A 12,241-nucleotide genomic window follows, 5' to 3' on the forward strand; every position below is an offset into this window, starting at 1 on the left:
GGGCGCAAGGCGGACCCAGACCTCATCTGTCAACACAAACCGCTCTTCGTTCATTCAAACCTCCATTTTGGAAGCTTGAATCAGATTTCAGCCAGCTTGGGAATCCTGAATGTCCACAGACCCTAGGTGAGGGGCGGTAGATTGTTTCGGTTTGGGAAAAAGTGCCGGTTAGACCAAAGAGCGAATCGCTGACCAAAAGTTGCGAAGATGATTCTTTTGGATGGGAATGGTCAAAAAGGTCGCATGCCTTAAACATCCGTGCATAGAGTTGCCTTAAGTTTCATCACGAGTCGCGCAATAAAGCACGGAGAAGCGAGCATGAGCAGCCAGAACGAACCCAGTTTCCGCGAGAGCGTCGATTTGATGTTCAACCGGGCGGTCTCCATCATGGACCTGCCGCCGGGGCTTGAGGAAAAGATCCGGGTTTGCAACGCGACCTACACGGTGCGGTTTGGCGTGCGCCTGCGCGGCAAAATCCATACCTTCACCGGCTATCGCTCGGTCCACTCCGAACATATGGAGCCGGTCAAGGGCGGTATCCGCTATGCCATGGGCGTCAATCAGGACGAGGTCGAGGCGCTGGCGGCGCTGATGACCTATAAATGCGCCCTGGTCGAAGCGCCCTTTGGCGGCTCCAAGGGCGGTCTGTGCATCGATCCGCGCGAATACGAAGAGCACGAGCTGGAGCTGATCACCCGCCGTTTTGCCTATGAGTTGGCGAAACGCGATCTGATTCACCCCAGCCAGAACGTTCCGGCGCCCGACATGGGCACCGGTGAACGCGAAATGGCCTGGATTGCCGACCAGTATGCGCGCATGAACACCACTGATATCAACTCTCGTGCCTGCGTCACCGGCAAGCCCCTCAATGCTGGCGGGATCGCTGGCCGGGTCGAAGCAACGGGGCGCGGCGTGCAATACGCCCTGCGGGAGTTCTTCCGCCACCCCGAGGATATTGCCAAGGCGGGCCTGTCTGGCACCCTCGATGGCAAGCGCGTCATTGTGCAGGGCCTTGGCAACGTGGGCTATCACGCCGCCAAGTTCCTGAGCGAGGAAGATGGTGCTCTCATTACCGGGATCATCGAACGCGACGGTGCCCTGCACCGCGAAGAGGGGCTGGACGTGGAGGCCGTGCGCAACTGGATCGTCAAACATGGCGGCATCTCCGGGTATCCCGACGCCACCCATACTGCTGATGGTGCCGCGCTTTTGGAGCAGGACTGCGACATCCTGATCCCGGCGGCGCTGGAAGGCGTTATCAACATGTCCAACGCCGCCCGCATCAAGGCGCCGCTGATCATTGAGGCGGCCAATGGCCCGGTCACCGCCGGTGCGGATGAGGTGCTGCGCGACAAGGGTACGGTGATCATTCCGGACATGTACGCCAACGCGGGCGGCGTGACGGTCTCTTACTTTGAATGGGTCAAGAACCTCAGCCACATCCGCTTTGGCCGTATGCAGCGCCGTCAGGAAGAGGCGCGTCACCAACTGGTGGTGGACCAGATGGAGAGCCTGAGCGAGGCGCTGGGCAAGACTTGGTCGCCAAGCCCGGATTTCAAACAGAGGTATCTGCGCGGTGCCGATGAGCTTGAGCTGGTGCGTTCCGGCCTCGATGATACCATGCGTATCGCCTACCAGTCGATGCGCGAGGTCTGGCATGACCGCGACGACGTGATGGATCTGCGCACTGCCGCCTATCTGGTCTCGATCGAAAAAGTCGCTGCTAGCTACCGCGCCAAGGGGCTGTAAGGGGCATTTCTCGCAAACAGCTGATCGCAATCTTGCGGCGGGCCCTGTGCCCGCCGTTTCTGTGTGTGAGAGGCTTGCTGATGAGGCTACGGCAGTGTGGGAATTTGCACCTTGGTCCAGTTGCGTCACGATCTGTCGTATTGAGGACTAGACAGACCTGCCCAGAAAGGGTGCATTGCGGCCTGTGCGATGCGCGGTCCCGGAGCTTTCTGTCGAAAAAGGGGTAGGAGCCGCCCGGTAAAATCGCTAGCACTACGATAGAGCCTGCGGCGCCATACATGCGCAGCGAGGGCGAGACTGAAAGGTGGAGGTCACAGATGCGGTTTTCGGGTTGGCGGGTGCTGAAGGAAGGGCTGACCGGCAACAAGGGCTGGCGTCCGCATTGGCGCGATCCCGAGCCCAAGCGCGAATATGATGTGATCATCATCGGCGGCGGTGGCCACGGTCTGGCGACGGCTTACTATCTGGCCGCTGAGCACGGTATTACCAATGTCGCGGTGCTGGAGCGTGGTTATATCGGCGGTGGCAACGTAGGGCGCAACACCACCATCGTGCGCGCCAACTACTACCTTCCGGGCAACTCCGAATTCTACTCTCACTCCCTGCGCCTGTGGGAAAGCCTGGAGCAGGAGCTGAACTATAACGCGATGATGTCGCAGCGCGGGATCATCAACCTGTTTCACAACGACGGCCAGCGCGATGCCATCGTTCGGCGGGGCAACTCCATCGTCAATCAGGGCGACGATGCGGAACTTCTGGACCGCGAAGGCGTGCGCCGCATGGCGCCATTCCTCAACTTCGAAAACAACCGCTTTCCGATCATGGGCGGTCTGCTGCAGCGCCGGGCCGGCACTGCGCGCCACGATGCGGTGGCCTGGGGCTTTGCCCGTGGCGCCGACATGCGCGGGGTCGATCTGATCCAGAACTGCGAAGTCACCGGTATCGACGTTGAAAACGGACGCGTCACGGGGGTGCAGACCGCGCGCGGGCCTATCCGGGCCAAGAAGGTCGCGATGGCTGCGGCCGGGCGCTCCGGTCAGGTGGCGGCAATGGCGGGGCTGACCCTGCCGATCGAAAGCCACGTCTTGCAGGCCTTCGTTTCCGAAGGGGTGAAGCCGATCATCGACAACGTCATCACCTTTGCCGAGGGGCATCTGTATATCAGCCAGTCCGACAAGGGCGGGCTGGTCTTTGGCAGCTATCTTGATTTCTACAGCTCTTATGCGGCCCGGGGGAACCTGCCGATGGTGGAGCACACCATGGAAACCTGCATGGCCATGGTACCTGCGGTGGGCAAGGCACGGCTCTTGCGCAGCTGGGGCGGCATCATGGATATGACGCCGGACGGCTCACCCATCATCGACCATTCGCCCATCGACGGGCTCTATCTCAATTGCGGCTGGTGCTACGGCGGCTTCAAGGCAACGCCGGGCTCCGGAAATGTCTACGCGCATCTTATTGCCACCGACCGCCCGCATGGCGCGGCAACCCGGTTCAAACTGGATCGTTTCCGCACCGGCGCCGGACTCATGGATGAGGAGGGGACCGGTGCTCAGCATAACCTGCATTGACCCCGCGACGCGCCGAACAGCGGCAACACAGATGAACGGAATACGGATCAGAACCACGGGAGTGCGGCAGTCATGAGGATCACCTGCCCGAATTGCGGAGAGCGGGACCGCCGCGAATTCTACTATCGCGGTGCGGCGCTGGAGCAGCCCGCTGCGGATGCGGATCTGGACGTCTGGCACCAGCACGTGAACCTGCGGGAAAATCCGGCAGGTCCGCTGGAAGAGCTTTGGTATCACGAAATGGGCTGCGGCGCCTGGCTGAAGGTGCTGCGCAATACCGCAAGCCATGAGATCCTTGAGGTGACACTGGCCTCGGACGCGGGTCTGGGAGGTGCGGCATGAGCATGAGATTGCCCGGCAAGGGGCTGGTCGAGGGCGCAAAGCCGGTCACCTTCTCCTTCAATGGTCGCCACATGATGGGGCTCGAAGGGGACACGTTGGCTTCGGCCTTGCTGGCCAATGGGGTGCATCTGGTGGGTCGGTCGTTCAAATACCACCGCCCGCGTGGCATCCTCACCGCTGGCAGCGAGGAGCCGAACGCGCTGGTCACGGTGGGCAGCGGCGAATTCGCCGATCCCAATGTGCGGGCCACCACGCAGGAGCTGTTCGAAGGGCTGAGCGCCAGCAGCCAGAATTGCTGGCCTTCGGTCGAGACGGACCTGATGGCGGTCAATGATCTGGCGGCGCCGTTCCTGGGCGCGGGGTTCTACTACAAGACTTTCATGTGGCCGGCAGCCTTCTGGGAAAAGCTGTATGAGCCGATGATCCGCCGCGCGGCGGGGCTTGGTGCACTCAGCGGCGCGGCCGATCCGGATTGCTACGAAAAGGCCTATGCCTTCTGCGACCTTCTGGTGATCGGATCGGGGCCTGCGGGTCTGATGGCGGCGTTGGTGGCGGGGCGCGCGGGCGCCGATGTAATCCTGGCCGAAGAGGACAGCCGCATGGGCGGGCGTCTTCTGGCAGAACAGGAAGACATCGACGGCAAGCCTGCCAACCTCTGGGCAAAGGACGCTTTGAAAGAGCTGTCGGAGATGGACAATGTGCGTCTTATGCCGCGCACGGCCGTGACCGGCGCCTATGATCAGGGCACCTATGGCGCGCTGGAGCGTGTCGCCCACCACCTGCCGCGCCGTCATTCGCTGAAGGAATGCCATCTGCCGCGCGAATGTTTCTGGCGTATCTCCGCCAAACACGCGGTACTGGCGGCCGGCGCGATCGAGCGTCCGGTTGCCTTCCGCAACAACGACCGCCCAGGCATCATGACCGCCAGCGCGGTGCGGGCCTATCTCAACCGCTGGGGCGTTGCCCCGGGGGAGCGGGTTACCATCTTTGCCAATAACGACGATGCGCACCGCACCGCCCGTGATCTGGCACAGGCAGGCGTGCATGTCGCGGCGCTGATCGACAGCCGCCACGATGCGCCGGGAAGTGATCTCTTCCCGGTAATGAAGGGCGCGCAGGTCTGCGACGCAGGCGGGCGCAAGCGGCTGGAAAACATCACCGTGCGTTCTGTCGCTGGTGAGGAAAAGATCCAGACAGATTGCCTCGCCATGTCGGGCGGCTGGAACCCGTCGGTGCATCTGACCTGCCATCTGAATGCCCGCCCGGTCTGGCGCCGCGATATCGCCGCCTTTGTGCCGCGCGAGGGCAGCGTGCCGGGTATGGTGACAGCGGGGGCCTGCAATGGCGAGTTCTCCACTGCCGGTGCCCTGCGCGAAGGCGCTGCAGCGGCAAGTACTGCGCTTGAGGCGCTGGGCCTCAAGGTGGTCTCTGCGGATCTGCCGCAGGCCGAGGATGACCCCTATCGTATCACCCCCTTGTGGGCGGTGCCGGGCAAGGGGCGCGCCTGGCTCGATTTCCAGAACGACGTTACCGTCAAGGATGTGAAACAGGCCGCCGGAGAGAATTTCCGCTCGGTCGAGCATATGAAACGCTACACCACCCAAGGTATGGCGACGGATCAGGGCAAGAACTCGAACGTGGCGGCGCTGGCGGTGCTGGCTGATGCTACTGGGCGCAGCATCCCGGAGACCGGCACAACCACCTTCCGTCCACCCTTTGTGCCGGTCAGCATCGGCGCCATGGGTGCGGGGGCCGAGGGGCAGGGCTTCAAGCCGCAGCGCCACCTGACCTCGCATCAGGCAAGCGATGAACGCGGTGCGCAGCAGCTGGAAGTCGGCCTGTGGTACCGCGCAGCCTATTTCCCGAAACACGGGGAGACCAACTGGCGTCAGTCCTGCGACCGCGAAGTCACATATGTGCGCAATCATGTGGGCATCTGCGATGTGTCGACCCTGGGCAAGATCGACATTCAGGGCCCCGACGCGGGCAAGCTGCTGGATTACGTCTATACCAACATGTTCTCGACCCTGAAGGTCGGGCGAACGCGCTATGGCCTGATGCTGCGCGAAGATGGCTTTGTCATGGACGATGGCACCACCGCGCGGCTGGGTGACGAGCATTTCGTGATGACCACCACCACCTCTGGTGCCGGCCAGGTGATGGCGCATCTGGAATGTGTGATGCAGGTCCTGCGCCCCGACTGGGATGTGCGCATCGCCTCGGTCACCGAACAATGGGCGCAGTTCGCCGTCGCCGGGCCCAAGGCGCGGGCGCTGCTGAATGGTCTTCTCGACAATGAGATCGACAGCGAAAGCTGGCCCTTCATGGCCTGTGGTGAGGTTTCGGTGATGGGCGTCGCGGGGCGGCTGTTCCGCATCTCCTTCAGCGGCGAGGAAGCCTATGAACTGGCGGTTCCGGCCCGCTATGGCGATGCTCTGTTCCGCGAGTTGGTCTCGCGCGCCGAGGCCACAGGCGGCGGTGCCTACGGCATGGAGGCGCTCAATGTCCTCAGGATCGAAAAGGGCTTTATCACCCACGCGGAAATCAACGGCACCGTGACGGCCTTTGACCTTGGGCTGCAGGGTATGATGTCGAAAAAGAAGGATTTCTTTGGAAAGCCCATGTCCCAGCGCGAAGGGTTGATGGCAGAGGATCGTATGCAGATGGTCGGCCTCAAACCCGTCGGCGCGGTCAAGCAGTTGACCGCTGGGGCGCATCTGTTCAATCCCGAGGACCCGGTCGAGCGGGTGCACGATCAGGGCTATGTCACCTCGGCCGGGTTCTCGCCCACGCTGGGGCATTCCATTGCACTGGCCTTCCTGACGAAGGGCGCGAAGCGGATCGGCGATACCGTGCGTCTGGTCGATCACATGCGTGGCATCGACACCCTGTGCGAAGTGGTTGAACCGCAATTCTATGACCCGGAAGGAGAGCGTGCCCGTGGCTGAACTGACTGCAAAAAGCCCCTGTGACGGTCTGCTGCCGGTCACCGTTGGCGCCCTGAAGCTGAGCGAAGAGGATCTGGGCTATCTGACCACCATCGCGGTGTTCAACGGTAAGGATCAGGCATTGGAGGCGGCGCTTGAGGCCGCCCATGGCATGAAACTGCCAGCGCCGGGACGCAGCACCGGCAAGGCGGGCAGCCGCGCGATCTGGTTCGGTCGGGACATGGCGCTGCTGGCCGGGCCTCAGCCAGATCCGACGCTGGCCGACCATGCCGCGCTGACGGATCAAAGCGATGCCTGGGCCGTGGTGCGGCTTGAAGGGGCTGGGGCTGAAGATGTCCTGGCTCGGCTGTGTCCTATCGATCTGCGCGTGCAGAGCTTCAAGCGCGGCCACACTGCGCGTACCGAATTGCGTCACATGATGGCTTCGGTCACCCGCATTGGCGCGGACAGTTTCCAGATCATGGTGTTCCGCTCGCTTGCGGCGACGCTGGTGCACGATCTGAAAACAGCCATGGAAGCCGTCGCCGCGCGGGGGTAGTCTTCCGGGATCACCAACTGATTCCCGGAGCGTATCTATGATCCGCATTCTTCCCGTCGCGACCCCTGTCGCAGCCATTGTGGCTGCCCTCCTTTCTGCGCCCGCATATGCAGATGAAAACAAAGAGGAAAGCTGCAAATATCAAGGGCAGGTGATGGCCGCCGTGCAGCAGGCGCGGATGGACCGGGTGCGGCAGGAAAAGGTGGAGCAGACGATTCTGGCGGACAATCCCGACTGGCCGGAACAGTATTCCAAGGCGATCCCGCAACTGACCGCGCATGTCTACTCATTGAAGCGCCGCGACGTGCGCAAGGTGGACCTTGGCGCCACCTTTGAAGAGCAGTGCCTGGAAAACTGGGATCAGATCCAGGCGATGAAAAAACAGCTGCAATCGAACTGACATGTCTCTGCCGCCCGGTTTTCTGGATGAATTGCGTACCCGGACCAGCCTGACCGCTGTCGTCGGGCGCAAGGTCATGTGGGATCAGCGCAAATCCAACATGGGCAAGGGCGACATGTGGGCGCCCTGTCCGTTTCATCACGAAAAAACCGCCAGTTTCCACGTCGATGACCGCAAGGGCTTTTACTATTGCTTTGGCTGTCAGGCCAAAGGTGATGCGCTGAAATTCGTGCAGGAAACCGAAAACGTCGGCTTCATGGAGGCGGTCGAGATCCTCGCGGGGGAGGCGGGCATGGAGATGCCCCGGCGCGACCCGCAGGCGCAGCAGAAACAGGACCGCCGCGGCCAGCTGGCCGAGGTGATGGAACAGGCTGTGCAATTCTTCCGCCTGCAACTGAACACCCAAGGCGGCACCGCCGCGCGCGCCTATCTGGCGGGACGTGGCCTGACTGGTGAGGCGCTGGAGCGCTGGCAGATCGGCTTTGCCCCCGATGGTTGGCAGGGGCTTTGGGATCACCTGCGCGGCAAAAGCGTGCCCGAGGACCTGATCATGGCGGCTGGGCTTGCCAAGCCTTCAAGCAAGGGCGGCAAACCCTATGACACCTTCCGCAACCGGATCATGTTCCCGATCCGCGATGCGCGGGGACGGGCGATTGCATTTGGCGGGCGGGCGATGGACCCTAACGACAACGCCAAATACCTGAACTCTCCCGAGACCGAGCTCTTTGACAAGGGTCGCAGCCTGTACAATCACGGTCCGGCCCGCGCCGCCGCTGGGCGGGACACGCCACTGATCGTGGCCGAAGGCTATATGGATGTGATCGCTTTGTCAGAAGGCGGCTTTGCTTCCTGCGTGGCGCCGCTGGGCACGGCGATTACCGAAAATCAGCTGCAGATGCTGTGGCGGATGTCGGATGAGCCCGTGATCGCCCTTGATGGCGACAAGGCGGGTGTCCGCGCGGCCATGCGGCTGATCGATCTGGCGCTGCCGCGTCTCGAGGCTGGGAAATCCCTGCGTTTTGCGATCATGCCGGAGGGCAAGGATCCCGACGACATGATCCGCAGCGAAGGCCCCGCCGCGGTGCAGGCCGTGCTGGATCAGGCGATGCCGATGGTGAAACTGCTGTGGCAGCGCGAAACCGAAGGGCGTGTGTTCGACAGCCCCGAACGCAAGGCGGCGCTGGACAAGGCGCTGCGCGAAAAGATCCGACTGATCCGCGATCCCTCCATCCGCCAGCACTATGGCGAGGATATCAAGGAGCTGCGCTGGCAGCTGTTCCGCGGCAACCGTCCGCAGCGCAGCGAAGGGTTTTCCCCGACGGGCAGCAGCCCCAAGGGCGGACGCGGTTTTCGCGACGGAGCGCGACCCCCTTGGCGCGGACCGGGAGCGGTTCTAACCCCACTGGCCAGCACCCGCAGCTCGCTGCTGGCCGGATCGGACGAGGCAGGCCTGGCCCGCGCACGCGAAGCTGTCATTCTGGCCACCGTGATCACCACCCCTGCGGTGGTCCATGAGTTCGAAACCAATCTGGAGCGGATGCTGTGCACCGATCCGGATCTGGCGGCCCTGCGCGACATGGTCCTGCGCTATGGCATCGACGCACCGGAGCGGCTGAAAGAAGAAATCGAATACAGCCTAGGCCCGCACGCTCTTGAAAATCTCTTTGCCCTTCGCCATGTGGCAATTATCCCCTGCCTGCGCAAACCCGGCGATGCTGAGGCTGCCCGGCTGACACTGGCCGAAGAGTTCCCGAAACTCGAAGCCCTGCGCGGGCTGGACGCGGAACTGGCCGAGGCGGAGGAGGACCTGAGCGGTCTTGCGGACGAGGCTTTGACCTGGCGGTTGAAGCAGGCCGCCGAGGCGCGGAACAGGGCCGTGCGAAGTGAAAATGAAGACAGGGCACAATATGACGTTGGCGAGAACGGCGCCCGTCTGGATCGCGAGGAACGCGATGCATTTGGCGCCCTTCTGGACCGAATCGGCTTTTCCGAGAAATGACACACCTTTCGACAAAAGGGTGTTTTCCTAAGGAAGAGCGAAAGAAAATTGGGTAAACGGGGTGACGAATCAGAAGTTCGCGCTAATGATTCGCGATACCCGAATCGCCCCAGCCTCTTAGAGGAGCATTGAATGGCCGCCAAAGACACCGACGACCGCAAACCTGACGATCAGGAAGCCGAAATCTCTCTGGACATGAGCCAGGCCCAGGTCAAGAAGATGATCGCGGAGGCCCGCGAGAAGGGGTACATCACCTACGATCAGCTCAATCAGGTGCTGCCGCCGGATCAGGTCAGTTCGGAGCAGATCGAGGACGTGATGTCGATGCTCTCCGAAATGGGCATCAATATCATCGAAGACGAAGAGGCCGAAGAGGAAGAGCAGAACAAAGGCTCGACCGAACTGGTGACGACCGAATCCAATCGCGAAGTCGCGGTGGCCGGGGCGGCTGCGGAAAAACTGGACCGCACCGATGATCCGGTCCGCATGTATCTGCGTGAAATGGGCTCTGTCGAACTGCTGAGCCGCGAAGGCGAGATCGCCATCGCCAAGCGGATCGAAGCCGGCCGGAATACGATGATCCTGGGCCTCTGCGAAAGCCCGCTGACCTTCCAGGCGATCACGATCTGGCACGACGAACTCCTGTCCGAAGACATTCTGCTGCGCGACGTCATCGATCTTGAGGCCACCTTTGGCAACCAGATGGACGAAGAGGGCGAAGTTGCCGAACCGGTGGTGAACACCGGTGCGGTGTCCGATGCCGCCAAACCCGCCAAGGAAGACAAGGGGCCCGAACTCGACGCCGACGGCAATCCGATTGCCAGCGATGACGACGATGACGAGGACGAACAGGCCAATATGTCTCTGGCTGCGATGGAGGCCGCACTCAAGGATCGCGTGCTGACCACGCTGGAGCAGATCTCCTCGGATTACGCTCAGCTGAGCGAAATGCAGGACAGCCGGATTTCGGCCACTCTGAATGAGGACGGATCGTTCAGCGCGCAGGACGAAAAGACCTACCAACAGCTGCGGTCCGAGATCGTGGAACTGGTGAATGGTCTGCACCTGCACAACAACCGTATCGAAGCCCTGATCGACCAGCTTTACGGCATCAACCGCCGCGTGATGCAGATCGATAGCGCCATGGTGAAGCTGGCTGACCAGGCCCGTATTAACCGTCGCGAATTCGTCGAGGAATACCGTGGCCGCGAGCTGGATCCGAACTGGCTGGCGGATATGTCCGCGAAACCGGGGCGGGGCTGGCAGATGTTCATCGAACGCTCCACCGACAAGGTAGAAGAGCTGCGCGCTGACATGGCGCAGGTCGGCCAGTATGTCGGTCTCGATATCAGCGAGTTCCGCCGCATTGTGCAGCAGGTGCAGAAGGGTGAAAAAGAGGCGCGTCAGGCCAAGAAGGAAATGGTCGAGGCGAACCTGCGTCTCGTGATCTCCATCGCGAAGAAGTACACCAACCGCGGCCTGCAGTTCCTCGACCTCATCCAGGAAGGCAACATCGGCCTGATGAAGGCGGTGGATAAGTTCGAATACCGCCGCGGCTACAAGTTCTCCACCTATGCGACCTGGTGGATCCGTCAGGCGATCACCCGCAGTATCGCGGATCAGGCGCGCACGATCCGGATCCCGGTCCACATGATCGAGACGATCAACAAGCTGGTCCGCACAGGCCGTCAGATGCTGCACGAAATCGGCCGCGAGCCGACGCCGGAAGAACTGGCTGAAAAGCTGCAGATGCCGCTTGAGAAGGTCCGCAAGGTGATGAAGATCGCCAAAGAGCCGATCAGCCTCGAAACCCCGATCGGGGACGAGGAAGACAGCCAACTGGGCGATTTCATCGAGGACAAGAACGCGGTACTGCCGCTCGACAGTGCCATTCAGGAAAACCTCAAGGAAACCACCACCCGGGTTCTGGCCTCGCTCACCCCGCGCGAGGAACGGGTTCTGCGGATGCGTTTTGGCATTGGCATGAACACCGACCACACGCTCGAAGAGGTCGGTCAGCAGTTCAGCGTGACCCGCGAACGGATCCGTCAGATCGAAGCGAAAGCGCTGCGGAAGCTCAAACATCCCAGCCGCAGCCGCAAGCTGCGCAGCTTCCTCGACCAGTGATCAAAAAGGCGCCCCTCACGGCGCCTTTTTCTTTCTTCCGAAAGGCGTTGAATGCCCTTCCCGTGCAGGCATCTCGCGGGAAGGGCGACGGGCCTGCGCACCTCGTTAACCATCTCTTTACCCTGATCCTTGCCCTTGGCGGGGGAGCTGCGTAAACTTTTGGTTAAGGAACTTTGCATTTCGGGGGAAATGATGTCTGCAAACCGGGGAACCACCGCCGCTCTGAGTGAACTTGAGGAAAAGCTTCTGCATCTCAAGAACCTGACCGAGGCCAACCAGTTCATGCTGGAGGTTCTGAAGGATCAAGGCGAACGCTTGCAGGAAATCGACGGCGATACCGCGCGCAGCATGCTGCGGGAGCAGGCACGAAGCCGGTTCAGCCCGACCAAGGGAAAGACGCCGAAACCCGAAGTTCTGGCCATTCTGGAACAGACACTCGGCACACAGCAAAGCGCGCAGATCATTCCCTTTCCCAAACGCAACTGATCCCGGCCCGTCTGGGGAGCTGGATGTGCAGGCGGCCGCGTACTTGCTGCGGAATGCGAACTAAAGCAGCTCTTTGCTGAT

Annotated in this window: 9 protein-coding genes; all 9 read left to right on the forward strand. The window is 61.7% G+C overall.

What is annotated here, in order from left to right; genetic code table 11:
* Positions 1-318: 318 nt before the first annotated feature.
* The 9 genes from AAFO90_RS01690 (at position 319) to AAFO90_RS01730 (ending at position 12,160) form a co-directional block, all read left to right on the forward strand.
* Positions 319-1,749: a Glu/Leu/Phe/Val dehydrogenase gene (locus tag AAFO90_RS01690; protein WP_065270919.1), complete on the forward strand. Its 1,431-nt coding sequence runs from the start codon at positions 319-321 to the stop codon at positions 1,747-1,749.
* A gap of 317 nt (positions 1,750-2,066) precedes the next feature.
* On the forward strand, positions 2,067-3,320 hold the full coding sequence (locus tag AAFO90_RS01695; RefSeq protein ID WP_347508292.1) for a sarcosine oxidase subunit beta family protein: 1,254 nt from the start codon (positions 2,067-2,069) through the stop codon (positions 3,318-3,320).
* Positions 3,321-3,392: 72 nt separating this feature from the next.
* The gene (locus AAFO90_RS01700) at positions 3,393-3,662 is read left to right on the forward strand and encodes a sarcosine oxidase subunit delta (RefSeq protein WP_065270917.1); all 270 of its coding nucleotides are present in this window, start codon (positions 3,393-3,395) and stop codon (positions 3,660-3,662) included.
* A 2-nt stretch (positions 3,663-3,664) separates the two neighbouring features.
* Entirely contained in the window at positions 3,665-6,610 is a 2,946-nt protein-coding gene (locus AAFO90_RS01705; protein WP_347508376.1) for a sarcosine oxidase subunit alpha family protein, read from the forward strand.
* Positions 6,603-7,148 (forward strand): sarcosine oxidase subunit gamma, encoded by a 546-nt coding sequence (locus AAFO90_RS01710; protein WP_347508293.1) that lies wholly within the window; start codon positions 6,603-6,605, stop codon positions 7,146-7,148. Before AAFO90_RS01705 ends, AAFO90_RS01710 begins: the two co-directional genes overlap by 8 nt.
* A gap of 37 nt (positions 7,149-7,185) precedes the next feature.
* A complete protein-coding gene (locus tag AAFO90_RS01715; protein WP_347508294.1) occupies positions 7,186-7,548 on the forward strand; it encodes a hypothetical protein in 363 nt (120 codons plus the stop codon).
* A gap of 1 nt (position 7,549) precedes the next feature.
* Positions 7,550-9,547 (forward strand): DNA primase, encoded by a 1,998-nt coding sequence (dnaG, locus tag AAFO90_RS01720; protein ID WP_347508295.1) that lies wholly within the window; start codon positions 7,550-7,552, stop codon positions 9,545-9,547.
* Positions 9,548-9,679: 132 nt separating this feature from the next.
* Positions 9,680-11,674 carry an RNA polymerase sigma factor RpoD gene (gene rpoD / locus AAFO90_RS01725; protein WP_065270913.1) on the forward strand — a complete coding sequence of 665 codons (1,995 nt, stop codon included), beginning with the start codon at positions 9,680-9,682 and terminating at the stop codon, positions 11,672-11,674.
* Between the two features lie 192 nt (positions 11,675-11,866).
* Positions 11,867-12,160 carry a hypothetical protein gene (locus tag AAFO90_RS01730; protein WP_065273528.1) on the forward strand — a complete coding sequence of 98 codons (294 nt, stop codon included), beginning with the start codon at positions 11,867-11,869 and terminating at the stop codon, positions 12,158-12,160.
* Positions 12,161-12,241 lie beyond the last annotated feature (81 nt).

It is taken from the genome of Phaeobacter sp. CAU 1743, from assembly GCF_039839315.1.
Taxonomy (GTDB): Bacteria; Pseudomonadota; Alphaproteobacteria; order Rhodobacterales; family Rhodobacteraceae; genus Phycobacter; species Phycobacter gallaeciensis_A.

What these genes read in the sequence shown, in the direction of transcription:
- AAFO90_RS01695 (WP_347508292.1), top strand. Translation starts at nt 2,067, where the DNA reads ATGCGGTTTTCGGGTTGGCGGGTGCTGAAGGAAGGGCTGACCGGCAAC.
- rpoD (WP_065270913.1), top strand. Translation starts at nt 9,680, where the DNA reads ATGGCCGCCAAAGACACCGACGACCGCAAACCTGACGATCAGGAAGCC.
- AAFO90_RS01700 (WP_065270917.1), top strand. Translation starts at nt 3,393, where the DNA reads ATGAGGATCACCTGCCCGAATTGCGGAGAGCGGGACCGCCGCGAATTC.
- AAFO90_RS01705 (WP_347508376.1), top strand. Translation starts at nt 3,665, where the DNA reads ATGAGATTGCCCGGCAAGGGGCTGGTCGAGGGCGCAAAGCCGGTCACC.
- AAFO90_RS01715 (WP_347508294.1), top strand. Translation starts at nt 7,186, where the DNA reads ATGATCCGCATTCTTCCCGTCGCGACCCCTGTCGCAGCCATTGTGGCT.
- dnaG (WP_347508295.1), top strand. Translation starts at nt 7,550, where the DNA reads ATGTCTCTGCCGCCCGGTTTTCTGGATGAATTGCGTACCCGGACCAGC.
- AAFO90_RS01690 (WP_065270919.1), top strand. Translation starts at nt 319, where the DNA reads ATGAGCAGCCAGAACGAACCCAGTTTCCGCGAGAGCGTCGATTTGATG.
- AAFO90_RS01730 (WP_065273528.1), top strand. Translation starts at nt 11,867, where the DNA reads ATGTCTGCAAACCGGGGAACCACCGCCGCTCTGAGTGAACTTGAGGAA.